This is a genomic window from Rhodococcus rhodochrous, assembly GCF_900187265.1.
GTDB lineage: Bacteria > Actinomycetota > Actinomycetes > Mycobacteriales > Mycobacteriaceae > Rhodococcus > Rhodococcus rhodochrous.
The window spans coordinates 3,875,272-3,900,035 of the sequence record NZ_LT906450.1; the positions used below are offsets into that span (position 1 = coordinate 3,875,272).

Genomic DNA, 24,764 nt, shown 5'->3' on the forward strand with positions numbered 1-24,764 from the left:
AATGACGCGTAGCCGCGGGAAACCGTCCGCTCGGATAGGTCGCCGCCCGTCCACCTCGAAGGAGGAACTCGCCGCAATCGGCATCGAGCTGTTCATGGAGGCGGGCTTCGACGAGACGAGCATCGACGACATCGCCGAGGCGGCCGGCATCGCGCGACGCACCTTCTTCCGCTACTTCCCATCGAAGAACGAGGTGGCCTGGGGAAATTTCGACGAACACCTCGCCGGCATGCGCGCGAGTCTCGAAACGATCCCCGAGGACGTCCCGCTCTCGGCAGCGCTGACCACCGCCCTGCACGACTTCAACACCTTCCCCGACAGCGAGGCCGAACGACACCGCGCACGGATGGGACTCATCCTGCACACACCCGCGCTGCAGGGCTATTCGTCGGTGATGTACCAGGGCTGGAGACGTGTCGTCGCCGAGTTCGTCGCCCGTCGCACCGGGGCCGATCCCGACGACCACATCCCCCGCACCGTCGGTTACCTGCTGCTCGGTGTCGCGATCTCCGCCTACGAGGCGTGGCTCGACGACCCCGGATCGGACCTGCACGAATTCCTGGCCACCGGGATGGGGACACTGACCGCCGGTCTCGACTACAGTGACCCGCACTCCCCTTCCACGCCTTCCCCTTCCACACCTCCGAAAAAGGTTGCGAAACAATGACCCTGCTCGATTCGCTCGCTCCCTGCGGCCCGGGCCGGTGGACACACGACCACGTGACGGTCGAACGCGTATCCGCCGGGCCGCTGAACGTCCGGCGCGAGGACGACCGACTCCACGTCACGCATTCCCTCACGGCCGAGCAGATCAGCGAGCGACTCGTCGCCGAGGTGACCGCCTCGATCCAGGATGCCGAGTTCGGCCAGGACGAGTTCGAGCTGACGATGGTGGGACTCGTCCGCTCCACGGTGCCCGGCGCGCTCGACTCGTGGGTCACCTACTACCGCAACTCGCTCGGCGAACTGCTCGACGGTACAGCCGATTTCGCGCCCATCCACGATCGGGCCGCCGAACTCGTGCGTGGGAGCGTGCTCGACCTGGGGTCGTGTTTCGGCTTCCTGCCTCTGCGGCTCGCCGCCGCCGGCACCGCCGTCACCGCCACCGACATCCTGCCCGGCACGATGCGTCTGCTCGATGCGGTCGCACCGCGGCTCGGACTGCACGTCGACACGCTCGTGTGCGACGCGGCGAACGTCCCGGTGCCCGACGGCAGCGCCGACACCGTCACCGCGATCCACCTGCTCGAGCACGTCGACGACGCCCTCGGTGCCACGATCCTCGCCGAGGCGCTGCGGATCGCCCGGGAGCGGGTGGTGGTCGCGGTGCCGTTCGAGGACGAGGCCACGGCCTGCCACGGACACGTGCGCACCTTCGACCTGCCCGCGCTCGAGGAACTCGGGCGCAGCACCGGGCGCCCCTTCGAGGTGTTCGAACACCACGGCGGGTGGCTCGTCATCGGGTGATCCACCCGGGCCATCCGCCTGCCCGCCCATCCGTTTCCCGTCCGGCGACGAATACCCGGTGTGGACGGAAGGAGGTGGCGCGATGGACCACATCGTCGAGAGCCACTTCGGCTGGACGACCCGCCGCGTCGTCCTCCCCCGCCGCGCCGCGGACCGGGAGATGCCATCGTCGTCCGGAGTGGTGACGGACTGTCGGCCGCTCCCCGAACGACCGGACGTGCGACTGCTCGTCTACCACGACGACGCGGACGACTCCGACTACGACGCCGTGGCGATCGGAAAGACCGACGGCGCGAACGACATTCCGGTACTCACCACCGTCGAGGAGTGCCTGCTCGTCACCGCGGTCCGGCCCGGGACGGGTCCCGCGATCGTGCTCGCCGCGCCGCCGGGTGAGGACGAGGGCCGACGGGTCCGGGAGATCACCCGGCAGCTTCTTCGAGGCGGACCGCTACTGCGCCTGATCCTGTACACCGGCGCACTGTCGGTACTCGTGCCGCTGCACTCGCCTGCTCCGACCGGACGCTGACGCGGTGTGGACGTCGGGTCCGTATTCGCCCGGGCAGACGTGGTCGACCAGCACGTGCTCGCGGTCGTACTCGCCCCCACGCAACGGCCTGTACGGGATTCCGGGGTCCGACGACAAGCCGTCGAGACGATCGTGCAACCGACGCTCCTCGCGCAGGAAGGCCTCCTCGTCGAGTCGGTCGGCACTCGCGACGAGATGCGGTCGCAGTACCCGCATTCCGGTGTAGAAGCCCGTGCCGTGCAGGAGCGGCCACAGCACGTGATCGATCGACCCGCTGATTCCGCGCGGTCCGAGCGCTGCGGCCCGATCGCCCGCCGTGACGACGGCGAGCATGGTTCTGCCCGCCAGTCCCCCGTCGCCGTATTTGCGGACGCGCCCGTGCTCGTCGCGGACACCGAATGCGAAACCGTTGGTGAACACGCGGTCGAACCATCCCTTCAGGATCGCCGGCATGCCGTACCACCACAGAGGGAACGACACCACGAGGTGGTCGGCGGCGCGCAGCGCGTCCTGTTCTCGGCGGATGTCGTCGGCGAGGAGTCCGGTGGCCGTGGCGTTCTTCTGTCGCTCCGACAACGTCCTCCCCGGCGTCGCACCGAAGTCGGTGTCGGAGAGCACCGGATTCCAGTTCATCGCGTAGAGATCCGAGATCGCGACGTGCGTGCCCGACTCGCGTAGTCGTGCCGCCCCCGAGCGGACGAGGGCGTGCCCCAGTGAGGCGTCGTCCGGATGGGCGTGCACCCACAGAACCCTACCCTTCTCGACACTGCCCTTCTCGACACTGCCCTTCTCGGCACTGCCATTGTCTGCACTGTTCTTCTCGGCCATGTCTCCATAGTCTGGGGACGGGAACGGTATGGGAAGTACGCACTTTGCGATCACATACGGACCGAAAGGTAACCATCGGCGATGACCAGGGAATTCCGATGACACAGGGGTTTCGATGACACAGGGGTTTCGATGACACGGAAGGCCGTGGAGACGGCGATGCAGGTGTGCCCGGTGGAGATCGCGGTGGCGGTTCTCGGGGGCGCGTGGAAGCTCACGATCGTCAAGAACCTGATCGACGGGCCCTGCCGGTTCGGCGAATTGGGCCGGCGGGTCGGTCCCGTCAGCGCGCGGGTGCTCACCCGGCAGCTCCGCGAACTGGAGGCCGACGGGATCGTGTCGCGCACGGTCTTCGCCGAGGTACCGCCGCGGGTGGAGTACGAACTGACCGAGCTCGGCCGGACCCTCGAGCCGGCCGTCGCGTGGCTCGACGACTGGGGTGCGGCCTACAGCAGCAGGCTCACCGCGCAGAGCTGAGTGCCGGAAGGGGCCGGGCGGTCAGATCAGCCCCTGCTTGCTGGCGGCATAGACCGCCTCGGCCCGGCGACTCACTCCGAGCTTGCGCATGATGTTACTGACGTGGAACTTCACGGTGGTGGCCGAGATGAACAGCTGCTCACCGATCTTCACGTTGGACATGCCGGCGGCGAGAAGCTTCAGCACCTCGAGTTCGCGGCCGGTCAACTGTTCGGCGGATGTGCCCTGCCCGTTGAGTGAACGCACGACCGCCGCCGCGCTGCGCGAGTCGAAGGCGCTCTCGCCGCGGGAAACCGCCCGGATGGCGCGCACCAGCTCGGTGGTGTCGACGTCCTTGACGACGTAGCCGCGCGCGCCGGCGTGCACGGCCCGCACGACGAGCTGTTCGTCGAGGAAGGTGGTGAGCACGAGCAGACCGATGCCCGGATGCGCCGAGGACAACCGTCCGCACAATCCCAGTCCCTCGAAGTCCGATCCGGCCGAGAGCTTGAGATCGAGCAGCACGATGTCGGGGCGCATGCGGTCGACGAGCGCGAGAGCTTCCGCGTCCGTCGAGGCCTCCCCCACAACTTCGAGATCCGGTTCGCGGTCGAGGATCGAGCGGAGTCCCTGGCGGAGGATCGCGTGGTCGTCGACGAGCGCGATGCGCACCGTGCCGGGCCGCGCCCGTGGGGTCGCCTGCGGCGGTGTGACGGTCATGACGGTTCTCCCACCTGTTGAGCTACAGCATTGTCCTGCAACGGGATCCGGGCAGCGATCCGCACACCGCCAAGCCGGGAACGACGCACCTCGAGCGTGCCGCCGAGTTCGCGGGCACGAGCCTGCATGTTCGCGAGACCGCGACGGCTCCCGTCGAGATCGTTGGCGGCGAGTCGCAGCATCACCCGCAGACGGGCGGGGTCGCCGTCACCGTCGTCGGCAACCGACAGCAGGACCGCGTCGCGTCCGTAACTGAGCCGCAACACCACACGACTCGCGTTGGCGTGCACGGCCGCGTTGAACAGCGCCTCGCCGGCGATTCTGAGCAGGGCGTGCTCGGCCTCGCCGCTCAGCTCGACCGGTGTGCCGCCCGTCCTCGTCCTGACCTCGAGTTCGCCCGGCATGTGGGCCACGCTGAGCTGTTCGAGCATCTCCGGCAACGACATCCGTTCGGAATCGGACGGCCGGTTCAGCGCATAGATCGCCGACCGCAACTGCTCGACGGCACCGCGGGTGAGTTCCTTGGCGAGGTCGAGTCGTTCGCCGCGTTCGGCGTCGGGGATGTCGCTGCGGCACACCTCGATCTGCATGCCCGCCGAGAGCGCGGCCTGGGTGACGCTGTCGTGGAGTTCGCGTGCGATGCGGTGGCGTTCCTCGTCGAGCGCCTGGTTCCGGTGGGCGACGCCCAGTTGTCGCTGCGTGACGGCGAGTTTCTTCAGGGTCGCTTCGAGTTCCTCGTTGCGTGCCTGCAGGTCGGCAGCGGCGCGGTTCGCTTCGCGGTAGGCCTGTTCGGCGCGTTCGAGCAGGAGTTGTCCGCGCTGGTAGAGCGCGGAGTTCTGCAGCGCGACCGCGGTCTGGCTGGCCAGGATCGACAGGACGGCGCGGTCGGTGGTGTCGAGGACGCGGTGGTCCGGCGTCCACGCGGCGATGGCACCGGCGACTCCCCCGTCGAGGACGATGGGCACGAACGCGTGGTGGTTCTCGACCAGCTCGCGACGTTCGACGGCACCGGTGCGCACGGCGTCGAGCAGTGCCACGACCTCGTCGGGCAGGGGCGGACCCTCGACGTTGTCGACGAGGAAGGGGGTGGCGTCGGGGCCGAGCACGAGCCTGCGCGGCCCGGCATCCGGCAGGACACCGTCGGCGAGGGCGAAGGCAACCCACGTCGCGCTCAGGTGCGCACGGGCGGCTTCGGCGACGGCGCAGATGAGCGTCTCCGGCCCCTCGACCGTGCGGACCAATGCCCGGGAGATCAGTTCGAGTGCGTGGACGACGCGTTCGAGTCGTTCGGCGGCGCCGCGGTACTGCGGATAGAAGGTCGACTTCCCGGAGCGGAGTCCGGTCAGTGCCGACAGGTCGGGAGCACTCACAGCGCCGTCCGGAACAACTCGATCATCTGGTCGCGGGTCGCGGTGCGCGGATTCGTCGACATGCACGCGTCGCGCAGTGCTCCCTCGGCGAGTCGCGGCAGGTCTTCCTCCCGCACACCGAGTTGGCGCAGTCCGCGCGGCACGCCCACCTGGCGGGCGAGGGCGTCGATGCGCGACGCGACGGCCTCGACGGCCTCGGGCGCGGCACCGCGCGCCTCCTCCAGACCGAGGGTCGCGGCGATCTGGACGAACGGCTCGGGATCGTCTGCACCGTTGAACCGGATGACGTGCGGCAGCAGCACCCCGTTGATGACCCCGTGCGGCAGGTCGAGCAGACCGCCGACCTGATGGCTCATCGCGTGGGCGGCACCGAGGATCGCGTTGGTGAACGCGAGTCCGGCCTCGAGACTGGCCTGGGCCATGGTGGCGCGAGCGGGCATGTAGGTCGGGTCGTCGATCGTGCGCACGAGCGTGCCGGTGACCATGCCGACCGCCCGCAGTGCGTGATGGTCGGTGAGGGGGTTGTGGGCGCGGGAGACGAACGCCTCGATGCCGTGGGTGAGTGCGTCGAGTCCGGTGGCGGCGTTGAGGTCGTCGGGCATGGTGGTGAGCAGTCGCGGATCGATCACCGTGAGGTCGGGGACGAGCGACCGGCCGATGATGGTGATCTTGCTACCGCGCGCGGTGTCGGTGACCACGCAGAACTGGGAGACGTCGGCTCCCGTCCCGGACGTCGACGGCACCATGACCATCGGCGGGATGGGCAACGGCGCTCGGTCGACGCCCTCGTAGTCGAGGATGTTGCCGCCGTTGGCGGCGAGGATCGCGACACCCTTCGCAGCGTCGATCACCGAGCCACCGCCCAGCGCGACGAGGACGTCGCAGCCCTGCGACCGGTACAGCTCGTGGCCGGCCGCGACCTCGTGGTCCTTGGGGTTGGGGGTGAGACCGGCCCACACGGTGGCGTCGACCCCCTGGTCACGCAGGTGCTGCAGGAGTTCGTCGACCCAGCCGGCCTCGATCAGCCCCGGGTCGGTGACGAGCATGGGGCGGACACCGCCGAGCCGGACCGCGGCGTGGGCCGCTTCGACGAGCGAGCCCTCCCCGAAGACGATCTCGGGGGCGTGGAACTTGACCAGGGTCGGCCCCGAAGCGGGGTGGTCGTCCCGAGGGGTCGCGGAAGCACGGGGATGGGTCGTGTTCTGGTGTCCCGGCATGACGACGGCCACTGTTCACTCCTGACGATCCGCACGATCCGCGCACCTGTGTGATCCAGCTTACGGTGCACGGGTTGTCGGGCGGAGCGGGCACGGGACGCACCGGACCGATGGTGAGGTCGGCACCTATCCGACAGGGTAGGTCACGGGCGTCGATCCGCGCTCGACAGATATATCGACAGCCTGCGCCGATCCGTCGACAGTCCTGCGCCGATCGTCACTGCCCGCCGGTATCGCCCATCACGGCGCCCTCGCGGCGGGGGTCGGCGCCACCGACCCATCCCTCCCCCTGACGCAGCAGCGCGCTCAGTCCACTGGACTGCGGGGCGACGGACACCTCGTGGCCCATGTCGCGGAGCTGCTGCACGAGTGGATCGTTCGCTCCGTCGTCGGCACCGTCGATCGCCGGATGTTCGCCGCCGACCCCTGTGACGGGGGTGTTCGCGGCGCCGAACGACACGGCCGAGACGGCCTGCTGCGGGTCGAGTCGCCAGTCGAGAGTGTTCACGAGTGTCTTGACGACGAATTGGATGATCACCGAGCCGCCCGGCGACCCGACCACCATCCGGATGTCGCCGCGACCGCCGTCGGGTGTGCGATCGAAGACGAGCGTCGGAGCCATCGAGCTGCGCGGCCGCTTGCCGGGTTCGACGCGGTTGGCGACGGGCAGTCCCTCCTCGTCGACCGGTTCGGCCGAGAAGTCGGTGAGCTGGTTGTTGAGCAGGAAGCCGTCGGTCATGTGGAACGAGCCGAAGGCCGACTCGATCGTGGTCGTCATGGATGCGACGTTGCCGTAGCTGTCGGCGACCGAGATGTGGCTGGTGCCGTGCTCGGGGCTCTGCGGCGGCATGCCGAGCGGGACCGGACCGAAGTCGCCGGGCTGCGCCTCGCCCATGCTCTTGCCGGGGTCGATCAGCCCTGCGCGTTCGGACAGGTAGTCCGGGTTCACCAGGGTCTCGAGCGAGCCACCCGGCAGGGGGACGAAATCGGCATCGGCGACGTACTTGTCGCGATCGGCGTAGGCGAGTCGTTCGGCCTCGGAGATCAGGTGCACCGCGTCCGCGTCGGGGACGCCACCGTCCGCATCGACGTCGGACGGCGGCAGTGCCGCGAGGTCGAAGTTCTCGAGGATGCCGAGCGTCGCCGCGACCGCCATGCCACCCGAGGACGGGTTGGGCATCCCGCAGATCTCGTACTCGCGGTAGGGGGTGCACAGCGGTTGCCGTTCCTTCGCCTCGTAGACGGCGAGATCCTCGAGGGTCATCGTTCCGGGTGTACGCCCGCCGGAATCGGTGCCGGTGGACTCGACGATGCCGGCCGCGATGTCACCGGTGTAGAAGGCGTCGGCGCCGTCGGTGGCGATCGCCGAGAGTGTCTTGGACATCGCCGGGTTCGTGAGGATCTCACCTTCGGGCTTGGGCGAGCCGTCAGCTTGCAGGAAGTAGGCGCGGGCCTCGTCGTCGACGGCGAGCTGCTCGGCGGAATCGGCGATCGACTGCGCCAGACGGTCGCTGATCGGCGAGATCGATGGCGGGGCGGAACAATTCGCCCCAGGCGGCACTCCCGTGTTCCGCGTGGACGGTTTCGAGCATCCGCACGACGCCGGGCACGCCGATCGAGCGGCCGCTCGCACGTGCGTCGGGGCGGGGTTCGGTGCGATCGGTGTCGCTGATCCAGCGCAGATAGTTCTCGGTCGCGGACATCGGTGCCGTCTCGCGGCCGTCGTATGCCTTCACCTCACCGGACTCGGCGTCGTAGTACACCAGGAACGCTCCGCCGCCGATACCCGACGACTGGGGTTCGACGAGACCGAGGACCATCTGGGCGGCGACGAGTGCGTCGGCCGCGGTCCCGCCGTCGCGCAGGACCTCGCATGCCGCTTCGGTGGATGCGGGATTGGCCGTCGACACGGCGAAGGAGGAGGTGGTCACCGCGGTCATGCGGGCGCGGTAACCGGTCGCGATCTCGGGGTTCGTGGAGATGTCGCGATCCCCGGTCTCCGTCGCCGGCTGCGTATCGGTGATCGGGGTGCCGTTGGGTTCGGCGGTGCAGGTCGCGGCTGCCGCGGTCTCCTGCACGTCAGCCGTACCGCCCGGCCCCATATCGCCCACTTCCGTATCGCCCGACGCGGACGTACACGCGCCGAGGAGGGTGATCGAGACGGCCGCGGCGAAGGCCGCGCGGACACCGGACCGGGCTCTCGAGGGCAGGACCATCCACCGACCGTAGCCGGGCGCGTGAGTGCCCGTAGGGAATTCGACCGCGATCCGCTCGCGTCCGCGCGCCGTACCCCTTGACACGGCCGTCGCCCGGGGAGCATCCTTTCTTCAACCGGATGGTTGATAAACCGGAAGGTTCACGAAGCGGAGGCGATCGTGTACGACGACGAGACGGACGACACCGCGCTCGACCTGGCGTTCGCTGCCCTGACCGATCCGGTCCGCCGCCGCATCGTCGCCCGGCTCAGCCGGGGCCCGGCCACGGTCACCGAACTCGCGGAACCCTTCGCGATCACCACACAGGCGATCTCGAAACACATTCGGGTGCTCGAACACGCAGGGCTCGTCACGCGCACGCGCGACGCCCAGCGCCGGCCCGTCCACCTGAACCCCGCACGGCTGGAGATGCTGACCTCCTGGATCGACCGCTACCGGTTGGTGAAGGAGCAGCAGTTCCGCGGTCTCGACGCCGTGCTGACCCGGGAAGCGGCCCCCGATCGTCCACGGGGTGCGTAGCCCACCCCGATCCTCACAGCGTGCGTAGCCCACCCCGATCCTCACAGCGTGCATGGCAGCGCACCCCGATCTCCGGAGGACCACCATGAGCAGCAATGCAGTCACCCTCTCGATCCCCGAGGGCGTCCCCTTCATCGACTACGAGCGGGAGTTCGACTTCCCCCTCGAGGACGTCTTCCGCGCCCACAAGGATCCCGATCTCGTCGCGCAGTGGCTCGGCCCGCGCGGCATGGAGATGAAGATCGAGGAGTACGACCTCCGCACCGGCGGTTCGTACCGCTACGAACACTCCGACGACGGCGGCAGCTACCGCTTCGCGGGTGTCTTCCACACCGTGCGCGAGAACGAGCTCATCGTCCAGACCTTCGAATATCTCGGATTCCCGGATGTGGTGAGCCTCGAGACGCTCACCTTCGTCGACCTCGGGAACGGCCGCTGCAAGCTGGTCGGCCATTCCGTGTACCCGAGCCAGGAGGCCCGCGACGGCATGGCGGAATCGGGTATGGAGACCGGCCTGACCGAGGGCTTCGAACGACTCGAGGAACTGCTGACCGGGTCCGCGACGCGGTGAGCACCGTTCACCGCAGGGCGTGGCCGAGTTCGGCGGCGCGCGCGAGCAGTTGCGCGCCGTCGCGGGCGACGACCACCTCGTCGCACAGTTCGGCGTAATCGGGCATCGCGCAGGTCGCCTGCGGCCAGTACCGCTCGGGTTCGGGCGTGATCCACGCGAGGCGGTGCACGCGGCGACGGAGTTCCTCGAGCCGATCGGTGCGCGGGGGCAGGCCGTTGCAGCGCCCGTCCCCCACGACCAGCACCGACGTCCGGCCGTCGATCGATCCGGAGTGCTCGGTGAGCAGTTCGTCGAACATCCGGCCGTAGTCGCTACTCGCTTCGAGATCGACTGCGGGATGGGCGAGTACGGCGGCCAGAGCACCGTCACCGCCGGCAGCGAGCAACTGCGTCGTCACGTCCACCGGACGATCGACGAAGGCGACCACCCGGCACCGGTGCGCCCGCCCGTGCATCGCCTGGGCGAGCCGGAGCGTGAACGCGGTGATCGGACGGACCGACAGCGAGACGTCGGCGAGGACGAGCAGCCGCACCCGGTCGGGGCGGGGCGCGCGGACGACGAGCCGGAAGGGCACCCCGTCGGTCCGCATCCCCGCTCGGGCGGTCCTACGCATGTCGAGCCGTCCGCGAGTCCGCTCACGCGGATGGGGCCGGACCGGTCCGCGCATGCGGCGCAGCACCTCGTGGCATGCGAGCTCGATCTCGGCACGGTCGATGCCGGCGGCGTCGTGTGATTCGGGTGCCTCGACGCCTTCGGTCCCCGGCACCGCGGCGGCGAGCGAGGCCACGAATGCCTCGACCGCGTCCACGAGTCGCGCGAGCTGTGAGGCGGAGAGAGGTTCGTCGAGGACCTCTCCCCCGTACGTGCGGTGCGGGTCGTAGGCGTCGAGCCACGCGAGGATCGACGCCGGGTCGTCCCACGACAACGATCCGACGACCGCGGCCCCCGGTTCACCGGACAGATCACCCACCGTCGTGGTCGCCGCGTTCTCGACGTCGACGGTGTAGGTGACGCCGCGACGGCCCGAGTCCGCATCCGTGTCCACCGACAGATCGGCGTCGGACGACGTCATCGACACATCGTCGTCGTCCTTGTGCGGGTTGAATCCCTTGCGGGCCTCCGGGGTGTCGAAGTGGTCGCCGACCTCGGCTGCGCGTTCGTTGTACTCGGCGTAGCGCGCGATGCTCGGGTCGTCGCCGATCTCGAGTGCCGCCGGCAGGGACTCGGCGAACTGCGCGCGGGCGGGACCGCCGCCGCTCGCGGCGACGGCGGCGTCGACCGCACCGAACAACTCGTCGAAGGCGCGCTCGAAACCGGCCCTCTCGTGCGGGTACTTGGCGCACACCGCCCGCAGGCACGCGCGCAGCGAATCCCGCTCGCGGGCGGGGACCATGTCGAGCACCCGGCGCACCTCGATGCTCTCGGCGGGTGACGCCGCGACACCGTGGCGTCGCAGGAGCATGCCGAACACCGCCGCCACCACGTCGAGCACGTAGCGGGGGCGACGCTCGTCGAGCGCGGTCACCCGTGTCGCCCGGGGTGTGGACACCCGCCCCACTCGGGATGCGTACATCGCGGGGTCACCCCCGCAGTCCGCTGCCCGCGGCATCGCGACCGCCACCACCGCGTCCCCGGAAGACGGAGGTCGTGGTGTTCGCCGGGCGTGATGCGACCGTCACACGTTCGTGCGACGGAACAGGTTCGGGTGCACTCGCTTCGGACATATCCGGTTCGGACGTCGCGGTTGCCGGTGCCGCACCGCCGAGCCGCGTCTTCGCGAGGTCGACGTCGCCGGTGTACTTGAGCAGGGTCGCCAACAGCACGTCGCGCATGCCGCCCAGCGAATCCGGGTCGTCGGCGTCGTGTCCCATCACCGTCGCTGCGCGCGCGGCGTCGATGACCTCCGAGATCGAGGGGCTCTTGCGCAGCGGCAGATCGCGCAGGGTCCGGGACAGATCGACGATCTGGTGGGCCGTTCCCGGGCGCACGTCCGGGACCCGCGCGGTGACGATCTCGCGTTCACGTTCGGGTGTCGGGTACCCGACGTGGTAGTGCAGGCAGCGCCGCTTGAGCGCGGGTGACAACTCGCGAGTGTCGTTGGAGGTCAGGATCACCCAGGGTATGGACCGGGCCGTGAACGTGCCGACCTCGGGGATCGTCACCTGCCGCTCGGCGAGCACCTCGAGCAGCAGAGCCTCCATGGACTCCTCGGTGCGGTCCACCTCGTCGACGAGCAGGACCACCGGCTCTTCCGAGAGCACGGCCTCGAGTAGCGGCCGGACCGAGAGGAATGCCTCCGAGTACAGACCGAAGTCCTGCTGCGCGAGGAACTTCGACGCGTCCGCGAGTTCGGCGTGACCGGCGAGCAGTTCGCCGATGCGGTCGCGCAGCATCTGCACGTGCAGCAGCTGTTTGGCGTAGTCCCACTCGTACAGGGCGCGGCTGTCGTCGAGCCCTTCGTAGCACTGCAGTCGCACCAGTTTCCGGTCGCCGACGGCGGCGAGCGCCTTGGCCAGTTCGGTCTTGCCGACCCCGGCGGGGCCTTCGAGCAGCAGAGGCCGCTCGAGTGCGGTGGCGAGGTGCACGACGGTCGCGAACTCGTCGTCGGCGATGTAGTCGTGCCGGCGCAGCGCATCCTTCAACTCGGCGCCCGAGGCGAACGGGGTCATCCGGGGTCTCCTTGTCTGGCGTGGTCGCAGCGGAGCAGGGCGCTCCCGGGGCGCAGGGGACGCCCCGGGAGCGCGGGTTCTCAGTAGGACCGGTTGATGCAGTGGTCGACGACCGGGATCATCGAGTCGACCGTGACCTCACGGGGGTTGCCCGGGGTGCACCAGTCGTCCTGGATGTGCTCGGAGATGGCGCGGACGGTCTTCTCGTCGCCGCGGATCGTGTCTCCGCGACCCGCGTACTTCTTGGTGTTCATCTGGTTCTTCTCGTACGAGTCGGTGCGCACCTGACCGAAGTTGTCGGGGATGCCGACGTCCTTCGCGAGACGGATCGCCGCTTCGACCGCTGCGTCGGCGGCCTGGACGGTGGTCATGTTGCGGGTGTCCACGCCCATCGCGGTGGCGATGCGGGCGTACTGCTCGTAGCGGGAGGGCAGGTTGTACTCCCACACGCGGGGCAGAGCGATGGCGTTGTTGAGGCCGTGGTGGCTGTCGAAGAAGGCGGAGACGGCGTGCGAGATGGAGTGCACGATGCCGAGGCCGCCGGAGTTGAAGGCCTGCGCGGCGATGTACTGGGCGTTCATCATGCCTTCGCGGGCCTTGAGGTTGCGCGGTTCGAAGACGGCCTCGCGCAGGTTCTTCGAGACGAGTTCGATCGAGTACAGGGCGTTGCCGAGCGACGGGGCGAAGTCCAGCCGGGAGACGTACGGCTCGGAGCCGTGGGCGAGGACGTCGAAGCCGCAGTAGGCGGTGAAGTGCTGGGGGCAGCTGTAGTAGAGCAGCGGGTCGTCGATCGCGAGGGTGACGATCGTGGCCTCGTCGAAGCCGACCCACTTGTGCGGGTGGTCCATGTCGGAGGTGTCGGTGATGACGTACGCCCAGGACGTCTCGGAGCCGGTGCCGGCGGTCGTGGAGACGGCGATGTGCGGCGGGTTCTCCTTGTTGGTGGACTTCGCGAAGCCTTCGAACTCGTTGATGTTGCGGCCGTCGTGGGCGATCACGACGCGCGCGCCCTTGGCGGCGTCGTGGCTCGATCCGCCGCCGACGGAGATGATCGAGTCGCACTTCTCCTTCTGGTAGAGCGCCGCGGCCTCCATGACGTTGTAGTCCTTGGGGTTGGACTCGACCTTGTCGTAGAGGACGACCTCGACGCCCTGGTACTCGATCTTGCCGATGAGCTCCTCGATGATCCCCGATCCGCGCAGGCCGGTGGTCATCAGCAGGGCGCGCTTGAAACCGAGGTTCTTCGCCTCGACGCCGAGGATGTCGTGGGCACCGACGCCCATCAGCGCGCGGGGGAAGGGATGGAATTCCTTGATCGGGAAGTCCCAGATCTGATTGAGCTCGATTGCCATGGTGTATCTCCTCGCAGAGGGGGTGTACCGGATCGGGAGTGTGATGTGGACCTCATCCGCGATTCACCATCGACCAGAGTCGCGAGGCGTGAAAGGCACAGCGGCCGAAACCGTCCGGTCGCTGCGGGGGCACCGCCCGTTCGGGTAGGGGACCTCCCGCTGACCGGGTGGGCTCCGCACCCGCCCGAGCAGTGCCGGTACCGTTTTCCTCATCCCATGCGCGCTGGTAACCTGAATTAGAACACGTTCTAGATTCGGTCGTGCGCGGCCATCTTTGCAGGAGAGGACGAGACCTACCCATGACGACTGTCGAGGTGCCCCACGGCTCACGCTCGGTGATCCTCACCGTGTCCGCCGTCGTCGAGGAGACCGCCGACACGCGGTCGATCGTGTTCGCCGTCCCGGACGAGCTGCGCGACAAATTCGCCTACCGGCCCGGCCAGTTCCTCACCCTGCGCATCCCGAGCGACCGGACGGGCTCGGTGGCCCGCTGCTACTCGCTCGCGAGCTCGCCGTTCACCGACGACGCCCCCAAGGTCACCGTCAAGCGCACCTCCGACGGCTACGGATCCAACTGGCTGTGCGACAACATCGCGGCCGGACAGACCCTCGAGGTGCTGCCTCCCGCGGGCGTCTTCACCCCGAAGTCGCTCGACCACGACTTCCTGCTGTTCGGCGCCGGCAGCGGCATCACCCCGGTGATCTCGATCCTCAAGTCCGCGCTCACCCAGGGCGGCGGCAAGGTGGTGCTGGTCTACGCCAACCGCGACGAGAAGTCCGTCATCTTCGCCGAGGAGCTGCGGGCGCTCGCGGAGAAGTACCCGACGCGCCTGACCGTCGTGCACTGGCTCGAGTCCGTGCAGGGTCTGCCCACGGCCGACCAGCTCGCGGCGATCGCAGCGCCCTACGAGTCGTACGAGGCGTTCATGTGCGGTCCCGGACCGTTCATGGACACGGTCCACCAGGCCCTGAACACCGTGGGCATGCCCCGCGCCCGCGTGCACGCCGAGGTCTTCAACTCACTGTCGGGCGACCCGTTCGCCGACCAGGCGCCGGTCGAGGTCAGCGACGAGGACGCCGCCGACGCCGCGACCGTCGAGGTCGAGCTCGACGGCGAGGTCCACAAGCTGTCGTGGCCGCGCAAGCAGACCCTCGTCGACATCATGCTCGCGAAGGGCATCGATGTGCCGTATTCGTGCCAGGAGGGCGAATGCGGGTCGTGCGCGTGCACCGTGCTCGAGGGCAAGGTCGAGATGGAGAACTGCGACGTGCTCGACCCCGAGGACATCGAGGCTGGCTACATCCTCGGTTGCCAGGCCCGGCCGGTGACCGACCACCTCAAGATCGAGTTCTGAACCGGCGGGGTCACGCCCCGCTGCCCGCTCCCTCTGCGGAAGTGCCCGGCCCCTACGAACGTGCGGGGACGGGCACTTCCCGCATCCCGGCGGAGTCGGGCTTCGGCTTGCGCACGAGCACGCCGACCCCGGCCACGAGCGCCAGCACGGCCACGACCACGCCGTAGCCGACGGCGGTGGACATCAGGCCGAACGATCCGGCCGCCACCCCGGCGGCCATCGCGGGCACCGAGAACGCGAAGTAGCAGACGACGAAGGTCGTCGCGAAGATCCGGCCGCGCTCATGGGGTCGGCCGAGCGAGCCGACGACGCCCATGGCCGCGACGAAGGTCGAGCCCCAGCCGAAACCGGCGACGGCGGTACCCGCGTAGTACACCGCGACCCATCCCGTGAGGAGCGCGGTGATCACCGCGGCCAGTCCCGTCGCGAGCAGCACGGCCCCGAGGACCACGATGCGATGCGGGTCGCGGCGGGCCGTGGTGGTCGCCGCGACGGTGCCCGCCGTGAAGAGGGTGCCGATCGCCAGGCCCGCAGCGAGACGGTTGTCGATACCGAACACCGAGTCGACGATCGACGGTCCCAGCGACATGTACAGCCCGCCGAGCGCCCACGCCGACATCAGGCTGGGCAGGATGAGCAGATAGCGGCCCCGGACCTCACGGGGCACCGACGCGCTCGGCACCAGGCTCCGCAGGGCGTCGCGTCGCGACGGGAAACCCACCGACGGCGACGTCTCGGGCACGAAGATCAGCGCAATCGCCAGCACGACGGCGAGAACGCCGACGACCGCATAGCTCAGGACCGTCGGGAACGGCGCGAACTGCACGAGCACGCCCGCTCCCGCCGCGCCGAGCGCGAGGCCGAGCGACGGCGCCGCGGTGTTGATCAGCGGGCCGATGTGTCTGTTCGGCTGCATCTCGATCACGGCGGCGGCCAGCGCGCTCGTCGCCGCGCCCACCGCGAGACCCTGCAGGATCCGCGCGAGAATCAGCCACCCCACGCCCGGGGAGGCGATGAACACCACCATGCTCGCCGCGAGCAGCAGCAGGGCCGTCACGATCACGGGTCTGCGCCCGACGTGGTCGGACAGCGACCCCACCGTCACGAGCGCCGCGAGCAGTGCGAGCACGTAGACCGCGAACACCACCGTGAGCATCGCCGCGGAGAATCCCCACATCTGCTGATAGACGGGATACAGCGGTGACGGTGCCGACGACGACGCGGTGAGGGTGAACGCTCCCAGGCCGACCACGGCGAAACCGAACGAGCGGATACGGCCGCGGGGCTGTACGGGAGCAGTCATCGAACCTCCAGAAGGTGATCGGCGCGTTCCACGCGAGAGACGAACGGCGTGCCCCCGCGCGAATTGGTGAACACCCCTTCACCAACATACTTCGCTCGACGAAGTATTCCTCCGGCCACCCACCCGGCGGCTCGGACACTCAGAGAGAGGTGGCGTCCTCGACGTCCGCGTCGCGCATGTCGCCGGGCGCCGCGAGCAGGGCACGACCGGCGGCGAAGACCGTCGCTGCCGGCGGCAACTCTCCGGGCACACCGCTGCGGAAGACCTCGACACGACCCGAGCCCGAGGCGGGTCGCCCGAGCGCATCGATCCGGCGCAGCGTCTGCCGTGCGACGGCCTCGGCGCTGTCGAACAGGCGCACCCCGGCCGGCAGATGTTCGGTGATGGTGTCCGCGACCAGCGGGTAGTGGGTGCAGCCGAGAACCACACCCTGCACGTCCCGAGGGGTGCGCTCGGCCGCGGAGGCGACCGCTGCGGCGACGGCCACCCGATCACCCGCATCGATGGCATCGGCGAGTCCGTGGCACGCCACACCGACGACCTCGGACCCGTTCGCGAACTGTTCGATCAGATTCGCCTGGTACCTGCTCGCGGTGGTCGCCGCGGTGGCCCAGATCGCCACGGAGTCGCACGCCGCGGCCGCGGGCTTGACCGCGGGAACCGTGCCCACCACGGGCACCGACGGGCCGAGATCGGCCCGTACGTGTTCGAGGGCGGTCACCGATGCGGTGTTGCACGGGAGCACGACCACCTCGGCGCCGCGGTCGACGGCGCGGCGGGCGGTGGTGACGACCCGGCCGATCACCCAGTCCGGTGACTTCGGCCCCCACGGGGCGCCGTCGGGATCCGTCGACAACATGAGGTCGAGATCGGGACGCAACCGTCGCAGCCACGCGGACGTCGGCAACAGCCCGAGACCCGAGTCGATGAGCGCAACGATCACCCTACGAATCTAGCGGGTCGCGCACCGCCGACCCGAGTGCGGTCGGCGCGACGCGCAGCCCACTCCCCTATACCGCTGCCGCGAGCAGCTCGTCGATCGGGGCGCCCGCGGCGATCTTCGCGCGCGACTTCATGACCAGCGCGGGCAGGCCGCCGCCCACGGCACCGACGAGCCTGCCGTCGCGCTCGTAGTACGCGAGGAACTTGCGGCCGTCGTCGCGCACGACGTGCACCGTGTCGTCGGCCGTGACCGCACCGAGGCCCTGGATCTTGATGTCGTACTGGTCGCTCCAGAAGTAGGGCACCTGCGCGGCCGCCCCGGCCTCGACACCCATGATGGTCCTGGCGAGGACGGATGCCTGCTCACCGGCGTTCGTCCAGTGCTCGATGCGCCGGCGGCCACCGGCCGGCACCTGCCAGGACGCGACGTCGCCGACCGCCCACACGTGCGGGGTGGAGGTGCGGCCCGTGCCGTCGCACACGACTCCGTTCTCGACCTCGACACCCGAACCCTCGAGCCACTCGGTGGCCGGGATCGAACCGATGCCGAGGACCACGAGATCGATCTCGATCTCGCTGCCGTCGCCGAGGACCGCGGAGGTCACACGCTCGTCGCCGCGGATCTCCGACAGACCGACGCCGGCGCGCACGTCGACACCCTCGGCGGTGTGCAGCCGCGTGACGAGAGCACCGACCTCGGCACCGAGCACCGACGCGAGCGGGGTGGGCTGCGGTTCGACCAGCACGACCTCGACCTCGCGCGACCGCAGGCTCGCCGCGACCTCGCATCCGATGAATCCGGCGCCGACCACCAGTGCGCGGGCACCCGGCACGATCGCCTCGCGCAGCGCGCGGCTGTCCTCGAGCGACCGCAGGACATGGACTCCCGCCAGATCCGGCAGACCGGGGATGCGGCGGGGCCGCAGACCCGTGGCGACGACGAGTTCGTCGTAGCCGAGTTCGGTGCCGTCCGTGAGGGTGAGGGTGCGCGCTGCGGTGTCGACCGAACGGGCCGCCGCACCGAGCTTCAGCTCGATGCGGTTCTCCTCGAAGAATTCGCTCGGGCGGAGGGTCGTGTCGTCGCGGTCGCCGCGCAGGACCTCCTTCGACAGGGGCGGGCGGTCGTAAGGCAGGTGCGTCTCGTCGCCGACGAGCACAAGTTCGCCCTCGTATCCGGCCCGGCGCAACTCCTCGGCGGTACGCACCGCCGCCAGACCGGCGCCCACGACGACGACGCGCTCCGGCGTACTCTCGGTCTCCCGCTCGTTCGACACCCTCGGCCCATCCTTCGCTTCGTCTGTGACACGAATGCTCGTGCCGCGCGTCAGTGATGTATCCCACCCTGCGCCCCACGTTCTTACCAAACAGCGACGGCGGGCGACAGACCTACGTCGGCCGTTAGAGTTCGAGGCACCGTGAGGACAATGGGATCCAGCACAGGATCGAGCACGGAACACGACCGGTACACCTACCTGGGAGCCCTCATGACCAGCGACAGCGGCGCAGGTATCAGCCGCATACAGTTCGGCGCCGGAACCTCCTCCGGACCCGCCGACCCGCAGGGCCGCACGATCATCGCGGACGCGGTGGTGGCCAAGATCGCGGGGCTCGCGACCCGCGAGATCAGCGGCGTCATCGAGGTGGGCGCCGGCACCGCCCGCGTCGTGGGCGCACTACGCGACCGCATCCCCGGCGCGCGGATCAACCACGGGCAGGGGGTCGCCGTCGAGGTCGGTGAGCGTCAGGCCGCGATCGACATCGGCATCGTCGCCGAATACGGCGTCGCGCTGCACGAACTCGCCGTCGCCATCCGGCACAACGTCATCGCCGCGGTCGAGCGCATGACGGGACTCGAGGTCACCGAGGTCAACATCACGGTCTTCGACGTCATGCTCCACGAAGAGGCCGCGGCCCTCACCGACGACGCCAAACCCCGCGTGCAGTGAACCCCGGATCCGCAGCGCAGGCGAACGCGGCCGACCTGGTCGCGGACGCCGCGCTGTCCGTTCCCGGCGTCGTGGGCCTGCACCGCGGCGCATTCGGGGAGGTCGCCACCTACCTGCCCGGGCGACGCGTCGAAGGCGTGCGGCTGACCGATCGACTCTGCGCGGTGCACATCGTCGTGCGGATCCCTGCCGATCTCCCGGCCGTCGCCGACGCCGTCCGCGTCCGGGTGTCCCCGCTGGTGGACGTGCCCGTCCAGGTGACGATCGAAGACGTCCACGCCGGTGAACGAGAAGGAGCCCCATCGTGAACCACACACCCGTCAGCAACACCGTCGTCGGACTCCTCGCGGGGCTGCTCCTGGCCCTCGCCGGCATCATCGGCGGGTTCAGCGGCCTGCTGTTCGCCGTGCTGCTCGGCGCGCTGGGTGCCGCGATCGGCGCCCACCGCGACGGCCACCTCGACCTCGGCGCCCTGCTGAGGAGTCGGGGCCGTGGCTGACCCCACCGCACCCGACGTCGGGACATCCGACGACACCGCGACCGAGGGGACGGGGGTCGTGCCGCCGGGCGAACGCGGCAGCCTCGTCGTCAAGGACCGCGCGATCGAACGCATCGCCGCGGCCGCCGCGCTCGGCGTCCCCGGTGTGGTGCGGCACAGCGGAGGCGGCATCCTGCGTCTCACCGGCCGCGACCTGCCCAGGGCCGACGTCACCACCGGCGCGAAGGCCGTCGCGGTGAATCTCTACATCGCCGCCGAATGGCCGTACGACGCGGCGATGCTCACCCGCCGGGTCCACGACGCGGTCGAACGCCAACTGCACGACCTGACAGGCATGCGGATCAGCGAACTCAACGTGCTCATCGTCGCGACCGCGCTCGTCGAGGACGGCGAGACCGACGAGGCACAACCACCCGTCGAGTACCTGGAATCCGACATCGTCGCGGCGCGGACCACCCCGCATCCCGACATCCCCACCGTCGCTCCCCTGCCACCGCTGGCGCCGCCCGCGGCCGCACCCGCCGCCGCGATCGTCGCGATCGCGGCACTCGCCCTGTCGTTCGTCGCTGCCCGGGAACTGCTCATCGTCAACGGGACGTACGGCGGCGCCCCGTGGCTGCGCAACTCCTTCGAGTGGTTCGGCCGCCTGCACTGGCACACCTGGCTCGCACCGATCGCGGCGGTGTGCCTCGTCCTCGGAATCGTCCTGATCGTCGTCTCGCTCAAACCCCGTCGCCGGACGCATGTCCCGCTGCAGGTCGCGGGACCGGTGCCCACGGTGTGGATGCGGCGCACCGACGTCGCACGCATGTGCAGCGCCCACGCATCCGCGCTCACCGGTGTGCGCACGGCCCGCACGGTCGTCGATCGTCGCCGTGCCGTGGTGCGTATCTCGATCGAGGACGAGACGCCGGTCGACGAGATCACCGCCTCCGTGCGCGGCGCGGTCGCCCCGAACCTCGCGGCGCTCGCCGACCCCGTCGAACTCGTGGTGGAGGTGGCGCGGTGAAACTCCGTACCGTGCTGGCGAATCGGCTCGTCACCTTCCTGACGGGCCTCGCGCTCGCCGGTGCCGGCGCATTCGCCCTCGCCTGGGTGTGGCAGGTTCCCGCCGCCCGCGAACAGCTCTCGCGTCTCGACCGTCCCCGCGTGACCGACATTCCGGACCAGTCGTGGTGGACGCCGGCCCTGTGGTCGGTCTTCGCGGGCGGACTCGTGCTCGGCATCGCGTTGCTCGCCGTCAACCTGTCGCGCCGGCGCACCTCGACCGTGCAGCTCTACGACCAGGTCACCGACGCCACTCTCGGTGTCGAACTCGGTCCCGTCGCCGACGGTGTGGCAGCCGAACTCGCCGCCCTACCCGGCGTGCGGGCCGTGCGCGGACGCGCCGTGGTCGAACGCCACCTGCCGACGCTCTCGGTGGTGGTGCACGCCGACCCGACCATCGACGTCACCGAACTGACGGAAGCCGCCGAGGATGCCGCCCAGCGGGTCGCGCGGGCTCTTGGTGGGGCGCACGTGGCGACGCAGGTCCTGGTACATCTCGACCCGGCCGTCGACGTCCACTGAGCCCACCCGGCCCGGGGCGGCTCAGCTTCGGGCCGCGTCCACGAGGTCGTGCTCGACGCGGTAGTCCACGCGCATCCGGTCCATCGCGACGTCGCGCACCTTGTACGCCCGCTGCGTGGTGCGTTCGAGGTCCGGGTAGCGGAGTTCCTGGACGCGGTCGACGAGCGCGAGCAGCGGCCCGACGCGTCCGAGGACGTGCTTGAGCGGACTGTCGGGGATGTGCAGGGCGTCGGCGTCGGCGTCGCCGATGAACACCCGCTGCAGCGAGTGCATCACCGTGCGGGCGACCGCCGTCCGGATCGGTGCGGGGCCCGGCAGCAGGTTCGCCAGCTCCGGGACGAGATACTGCTCGGTCAGTGCGGTGACGAATTCCCGGTCCTCGTCGCTGGGGCCCGGCGAGGTGAGCCGGTAGAGGTCCTCGACCGCGATGTGGTCGCGTTCGGTACGCAGGCCCAGTTCCTCGCCCATCCCGATCACGTGCCCGACATATCGCCACAGGTGGTAGATGTCGTCGAGTTCGCGATCGGTGAAGCGCACCCCGAGGACCTGCATCGCCTCGACCGCGATGTGCCCGAACTCGGCCATCGTCAGCGCCATGTACGACTGCGGGATCGGCACTCCCCAGGCGTCCTCGTCCCACACCCCGCTCGCGAGGATGCCCTTGCGCACGTGGGCGTGGATCAGGCGCACCCGCACCGTGAACGCGAATCCGCCTCCGTCGCGGCGCATTCCGCCGCGAGTGAGGACGTGCCGTAACCACTCCCCGACCTCGACCGACCGCACGGCCGGCCGACTCACGTAGCGGCCCGTCAGTGCGAGAGGCTTTCCGGCGATGAAGTTCCCGGCACCGCGCAGCAGCGAGGCGGCACCGAGCACCATGCCGAGGATCGGCGTGTGCCGCACGAGCGCGTCGGCGGCGTTGTCGATGCGGTCGTGGTCGACCCAGGCGGGTTCGTCGTCGAGGAAGGCGAACAGCTCTCGCAGGGAGTCGGGTGCGTCGGGGACCGCGTCGACACCGTCGGCGAGTGCGACGCGCACGGCGTCGGTCGCGGAGGTCGGACCGAAGTCGTCGTTCACCACGGCGTCGGCCAACGGGTCGGCCTGCCACATGCCGTCGAGCCAGCGCTCGCCGAGATCTGCGTATCGGCGCACCGCAAGGTCGGCGTTGACGAGATCACGTGGGATACGTCGCTCCATACATCCATGGAAACACGAGGAATCCTCACTTACTATTCACTTTTCATGAGCTCCCCGCGCGGTGACAGAACCGCAGGAAAAGCACCCCGGAAGCGACCTGTACAGCAGCGGAGTCACGACACCCGCAAGTTGCTCCTCACCTCTGCGCACGAGTTGCTCGAGCGCAGCCCCACCGCGCGGATCAGCACCACGGCACTCGCCGAGCACGCCCACGTGAGCATCGGGACGGTCTACCGGTACTTCCCCGACGTCGACGCCGTGCTCGACGAACTCCGCATGACCGCCGTCCACGCGATCACCACCTCGCTGTCCACCGCCATCGGACGGGCGATGGACCAGGAGCCGGCGGAGGCCATGGTGACGGTCGTGGAGAGTCTCACCGCCGCGTTCGAGAAACACGCCGCGGTGCTCCGGGTGTCGTACACCTCGGAGGAGATCGAGTTCGGGCTCGCGTGGGCCGAGGTCGAAGGTCCGCTGCGGCCGCTGGGACGCATCATCCCGGCCCGGCTGCGACCCGATCTCGACGACGCAGCACTCGACGATCTCGTCTTCATCGTGATGGGAGCGACGGCGAGCCTGTGCTCGCGGATCGCCCTCCTACGTCCCCGGAGATCCGATCGGACGCGGATGGTTGCGATGACGGCGCGGATGCTCCTCGCCGCGATCGAGAGCGCCTGATCGAGAGCGCCGACCACACGGCGCGGTTGACAAGAATGCTTCACATACGGGGCGGTCGTTTTTCGGCCCGAAAACAGACCCGATGTCCTGCCGAACGGCACATACTGATCACTGTCGTCCTCACACCGTCGTCTCGACCGGGAGAATGCCGTGCGCCGACTACCGATCGTGTCGTCCGCCGTGATCCTCACCGTCGTGGCCGCCTGCGGCAACGACACCGCCGAAGAATCACTGCCGGCCGCAACATCCGAGGCGACGGCTACGGATTCGACCGCCACCGGCGAGGCGCCCGCCGACGAGTTCCAGGACGTGCTCGACCGCATGCGCGAGGAGGTCGGTTTCCCCGGAGTCGTTGCGCGTGTGGTCACCCCGGACTACGAATGGACCGGTGCGTCCGGCACGATCGGTGCGGATCGATCGGAGGAGCCCGGCCCCGACGATCACACCCGTATCGGCAGCATCACGAAGACGATGACGGTCACCGCTCTGCTGCAACTGGCGGAGGACGACGAATTGTCGCTCGAGGATCCGATCGGCCGCTATGTGCCGGGTCTGCCGAACGGGGACACCGCCACTCTGGGGCAGCTGGCCTCGATGGTGAGCGGTATCCCCAGCTACACCTTCGACGAGGAATTCCAGCAGCGGCTCTTCGCCGATCCGGAGGCCCCGTGGACCCCTGACCAGCTCCTCGACTTCGTGCGCGGTGACGCACCGAACTTCGCTCCCGGCGAGCGGTTCGAGTACTCGAACACCAACTTCATCGCGCTCGGGCTGGTCGTCGAGCAGGTTTCCGGGCAGAGCCTGCACGAGTACTTCCGGGCGAACGTCTTCGAGCCCCTGGGCATGGCCGAGACCGTCATGCCCACCGACGCGGCGATCGCGTCACCGCACCTGTACGGGATCACCGAGCAGGGGCAACCGGACGGGCAGACGGCCGATGCGACCGACTGGAACCCGTCGTGGGGATGGTCGGCCGGCGCGGTGATCTCCACGGTCGACGATCTCGAGTTGTGGGGCACGGCCCTCGGGACGGGCGAGGGCATCCTCTCCCCCGAGATGCAGCAGCTCCGTCTCGATTCGTTCCTGTTCGACATCCCCGGTGCGACCGACACCCGCGCCTACGGCCTCGGGCTCGGTATCGAGAACGGCTGGCTCGGCCACACGGGCGAGCTCCCCGGGTTCAACACCTATGTGGGGTACCTGCCCGAACGCCGGGCCGTGGTGGTCGCTGCCGTGAACAGCGACATCGCGACGGCCGACGGGGAGGAACCGGTGACCCCCGTGGCGAACCAGCTGAAGGAGATCGTCGGCTGATCGCCTCCGCCCCGGAACACCTGACGGCGCCCGCGCCGGAACACCTG

The 24,764-nt window shown here is 69.4% G+C and carries 25 protein-coding genes and 1 pseudogene; 14 read left to right on the plus strand and 12 right to left on the minus strand.

Annotated features, from left to right (window positions below):
- The first annotated feature begins 1 nt into the window (after position 1).
- The 3 genes from mftR to CKW34_RS17630 all read left to right on the plus strand — a co-directional run bounded on the left by mftR (position 2) and on the right by CKW34_RS17630 (position 1,996).
- Positions 2–667, plus strand: coding sequence for a mycofactocin system transcriptional regulator (mftR, locus tag CKW34_RS17620; protein WP_059383272.1), 666 nt, complete (start codon positions 2–4; stop codon positions 665–667).
- Positions 664–1,467, plus strand: a complete 804-nt coding sequence (mftM, locus tag CKW34_RS17625) for a mycofactocin oligosaccharide methyltransferase MftM (RefSeq protein WP_059383273.1) — start codon at positions 664–666, stop codon at positions 1,465–1,467. Before mftR ends, mftM begins: the two co-directional genes overlap by 4 nt.
- An 82-nt stretch (positions 1,468–1,549) precedes the next feature.
- Positions 1,550–1,996, plus strand: a complete 447-nt coding sequence (locus CKW34_RS17630; protein ID WP_059383274.1) for a hypothetical protein — start codon at positions 1,550–1,552, stop codon at positions 1,994–1,996.
- Here the strand turns inward: CKW34_RS17630 and CKW34_RS17635 are convergent.
- Complete coding sequence (locus CKW34_RS17635) at positions 1,919–2,824, minus strand: NAD(P)H-dependent oxidoreductase (RefSeq protein WP_059383275.1); 906 nt, start codon at positions 2,822–2,824, stop codon at positions 1,919–1,921. The genes CKW34_RS17630 and CKW34_RS17635 overlap by 78 nt on opposite strands.
- A 132-nt stretch (positions 2,825–2,956) precedes the next feature.
- Between CKW34_RS17635 and CKW34_RS17640 the strand changes: the two genes are divergently transcribed.
- Positions 2,957–3,301 (plus strand): winged helix-turn-helix transcriptional regulator, encoded by a 345-nt coding sequence (locus CKW34_RS17640; protein ID WP_059383276.1) that lies wholly within the window; start codon positions 2,957–2,959, stop codon positions 3,299–3,301.
- Positions 3,302–3,322: 21 nt separating this feature from the next.
- Here CKW34_RS17640 and CKW34_RS17645 read toward each other — a convergent pair whose 3' ends face one another.
- The 4 genes and pseudogenes from CKW34_RS17645 to ggt form a co-directional block, all read right to left on the minus strand.
- A complete protein-coding gene (locus tag CKW34_RS17645) occupies positions 3,323–4,000 on the minus strand; it encodes a MadR family response regulator transcription factor (protein WP_059383277.1) in 678 nt (225 codons plus the stop codon).
- Positions 3,997–5,370, minus strand: coding sequence for a MadS family sensor histidine kinase (locus CKW34_RS17650; protein WP_059383278.1), 1,374 nt, complete (start codon positions 5,368–5,370; stop codon positions 3,997–3,999). The genes CKW34_RS17645 and CKW34_RS17650 overlap by 4 nt, the downstream gene beginning before the upstream one ends.
- The gene (locus CKW34_RS17655) at positions 5,367–6,599 is read right to left on the minus strand and encodes an iron-containing alcohol dehydrogenase (RefSeq protein WP_059383279.1); all 1,233 of its coding nucleotides are present in this window, start codon (positions 6,597–6,599) and stop codon (positions 5,367–5,369) included. The genes CKW34_RS17650 and CKW34_RS17655 overlap by 4 nt, the downstream gene beginning before the upstream one ends.
- 205 nt (positions 6,600–6,804) lie before the next feature.
- Positions 6,805–8,803, minus strand: a pseudogene (gene ggt, locus CKW34_RS17660) (gamma-glutamyltransferase).
- A gap of 159 nt (positions 8,804–8,962) precedes the next feature.
- Here ggt and CKW34_RS17665 point away from each other — a divergent pair.
- Both CKW34_RS17665 and CKW34_RS17670 read left to right on the plus strand, forming a co-directional pair.
- Positions 8,963–9,322 (plus strand): ArsR/SmtB family transcription factor, encoded by a 360-nt coding sequence (locus CKW34_RS17665; RefSeq protein ID WP_059383280.1) that lies wholly within the window; start codon positions 8,963–8,965, stop codon positions 9,320–9,322.
- Positions 9,323–9,407: 85 nt separating this feature from the next.
- On the plus strand, positions 9,408–9,893 hold the full coding sequence (locus tag CKW34_RS17670) for an SRPBCC family protein (protein WP_059383409.1): 486 nt from the start codon (positions 9,408–9,410) through the stop codon (positions 9,891–9,893).
- Positions 9,894–9,900: 7 nt separating this feature from the next.
- On the opposite strand, the gene madC is transcribed toward CKW34_RS17670, so the two are convergent.
- The 3 genes from madC to mdo all read right to left on the minus strand — a co-directional run bounded on the left by madC (position 9,901) and on the right by mdo (position 13,914).
- A complete protein-coding gene (gene madC, locus CKW34_RS17675) occupies positions 9,901–11,355 on the minus strand; it encodes a MadC family VWA domain-containing protein (protein ID WP_231921940.1) in 1,455 nt (484 codons plus the stop codon).
- A 118-nt stretch (positions 11,356–11,473) separates the two neighbouring features.
- Positions 11,474–12,562 (minus strand): MadB family AAA-type ATPase, encoded by a 1,089-nt coding sequence (locus CKW34_RS17680; RefSeq protein ID WP_059383281.1) that lies wholly within the window; start codon positions 12,560–12,562, stop codon positions 11,474–11,476.
- 80 nt (positions 12,563–12,642) lie between these two features.
- Complete coding sequence (gene mdo / locus CKW34_RS17685) at positions 12,643–13,914, minus strand: NDMA-dependent methanol dehydrogenase (protein ID WP_059383282.1); 1,272 nt, start codon at positions 13,912–13,914, stop codon at positions 12,643–12,645.
- 299 nt (positions 13,915–14,213) lie between these two features.
- Between mdo and CKW34_RS17690 the strand changes: the two genes are divergently transcribed.
- Positions 14,214–15,269 (plus strand): ferredoxin--NADP reductase, encoded by a 1,056-nt coding sequence (locus CKW34_RS17690; RefSeq protein ID WP_059383283.1) that lies wholly within the window; start codon positions 14,214–14,216, stop codon positions 15,267–15,269.
- Positions 15,270–15,321: 52 nt separating this feature from the next.
- On the opposite strand, the gene CKW34_RS17695 is transcribed toward CKW34_RS17690, so the two are convergent.
- From CKW34_RS17695 to CKW34_RS17705, 3 genes are all read right to left on the minus strand, one after another.
- Entirely contained in the window at positions 15,322–16,572 is a 1,251-nt protein-coding gene (locus CKW34_RS17695) for an MFS transporter (RefSeq protein WP_016690903.1), read from the minus strand.
- Positions 16,573–16,711: 139 nt separating this feature from the next.
- Entirely contained in the window at positions 16,712–17,515 is an 804-nt protein-coding gene (locus tag CKW34_RS17700; RefSeq protein ID WP_059383284.1) for a glutamate racemase, read from the minus strand.
- A gap of 67 nt (positions 17,516–17,582) precedes the next feature.
- Entirely contained in the window at positions 17,583–18,788 is a 1,206-nt protein-coding gene (locus tag CKW34_RS17705; protein WP_059383285.1) for an NAD(P)/FAD-dependent oxidoreductase, read from the minus strand.
- A gap of 210 nt (positions 18,789–18,998) precedes the next feature.
- Here CKW34_RS17705 and CKW34_RS17710 point away from each other — a divergent pair, with 210 nt between their 5' ends.
- The 5 genes from CKW34_RS17710 to CKW34_RS17730 are packed head-to-tail and all read left to right on the plus strand — an operon-like array spanning position 18,999 to position 21,528.
- Positions 18,999–19,460, plus strand: coding sequence for an Asp23/Gls24 family envelope stress response protein (locus CKW34_RS17710; RefSeq protein ID WP_026060889.1), 462 nt, complete (start codon positions 18,999–19,001; stop codon positions 19,458–19,460).
- The gene (locus CKW34_RS17715; RefSeq protein ID WP_059383286.1) at positions 19,457–19,768 is read left to right on the plus strand and encodes a hypothetical protein; all 312 of its coding nucleotides are present in this window, start codon (positions 19,457–19,459) and stop codon (positions 19,766–19,768) included. The genes CKW34_RS17710 and CKW34_RS17715 overlap by 4 nt, the downstream gene beginning before the upstream one ends.
- Complete coding sequence (locus CKW34_RS17720; RefSeq protein ID WP_006552248.1) at positions 19,765–19,959, plus strand: hypothetical protein; 195 nt, start codon at positions 19,765–19,767, stop codon at positions 19,957–19,959. Before CKW34_RS17715 ends, CKW34_RS17720 begins: the two co-directional genes overlap by 4 nt.
- On the plus strand, positions 19,952–20,968 hold the full coding sequence (locus CKW34_RS17725) for a DUF6286 domain-containing Asp23/Gls24 family envelope stress response protein (protein WP_059383287.1): 1,017 nt from the start codon (positions 19,952–19,954) through the stop codon (positions 20,966–20,968). The genes CKW34_RS17720 and CKW34_RS17725 overlap by 8 nt, the downstream gene beginning before the upstream one ends.
- A complete protein-coding gene (locus CKW34_RS17730; RefSeq protein ID WP_059383288.1) occupies positions 20,965–21,528 on the plus strand; it encodes a hypothetical protein in 564 nt (187 codons plus the stop codon). Before CKW34_RS17725 ends, CKW34_RS17730 begins: the two co-directional genes overlap by 4 nt.
- 21 nt (positions 21,529–21,549) lie before the next feature.
- Here CKW34_RS17730 and CKW34_RS17735 read toward each other — a convergent pair whose 3' ends face one another.
- Complete coding sequence (locus CKW34_RS17735; RefSeq protein WP_059383289.1) at positions 21,550–22,725, minus strand: oxygenase MpaB family protein; 1,176 nt, start codon at positions 22,723–22,725, stop codon at positions 21,550–21,552.
- 45 nt (positions 22,726–22,770) lie between these two features.
- Here CKW34_RS17735 and CKW34_RS17740 point away from each other — a divergent pair, with 45 nt between their 5' ends.
- Positions 22,771–23,403: a TetR/AcrR family transcriptional regulator gene (locus CKW34_RS17740; RefSeq protein ID WP_059383290.1), complete on the plus strand. Its 633-nt coding sequence runs from the start codon at positions 22,771–22,773 to the stop codon at positions 23,401–23,403.
- A 150-nt stretch (positions 23,404–23,553) separates the two neighbouring features.
- On the plus strand, positions 23,554–24,717 hold the full coding sequence (locus CKW34_RS17745; protein WP_059383291.1) for a serine hydrolase domain-containing protein: 1,164 nt from the start codon (positions 23,554–23,556) through the stop codon (positions 24,715–24,717).
- Positions 24,718–24,764 lie beyond the last annotated feature (47 nt).